Source organism: Corallococcus sp. AB049A (genome assembly GCF_003668885.1).
Taxonomy (GTDB): Bacteria; Myxococcota; Myxococcia; order Myxococcales; family Myxococcaceae; genus Corallococcus; species Corallococcus interemptor.
Genome location: NZ_RAWL01001303.1, coordinates 1 through 412, shown reverse-complemented (window position 1 = coordinate 412; position 412 = coordinate 1). Strand labels below are relative to the sequence as shown.

General features: G+C 67.0%; 1 protein-coding gene. It reads left to right on the top strand.

All coding sequences use genetic code 11. The features are described 5' to 3' along the window. Positions 1 to 27: 27 nt before the first annotated feature. A partial coding sequence (hslV, locus tag D7X55_RS47075; RefSeq protein WP_121725796.1) for an ATP-dependent protease subunit HslV occupies positions 28 to 412 on the top strand: 385 nt, incomplete at its 3' end.

Below are 412 nucleotides of genomic sequence, written 5' to 3'. Positions count from 1 at the left end.
CTCTGGTTCTGTCACCCCGGAGGCATCATGGACCCCAGTCAGAACCCCAACGTTTTCCACGCCACCACCATCGTCTGCGTCCGTCGCGGCGAGCACGTGGCCATTGCCGGCGACGGCCAGGTCACGCTGGGCCACACCGTGATGAAGGGCAACGCGCGCAAGGTGCGCCGCCTCGGCCGTGATGGCCAGGTGCTGGCCGGCTTCGCCGGTGCCGCCGCCGATGCCTTCACCTTGTTCGAGCTGTTCGAGGCCAAGCTGGAAAAGCATGGCCAGCTGCAGCGTGCTGCGGTCGAACTGGCCAAGGATTGGCGCACCGAGCGCCGCCTCGGCAAGCTGGAAGCCCTGTTGGCGGTGGCCGACAAGGAAACCTCGCTGATCATCAGCGGCACCGGCGATGTGATCGAGCCGGAGG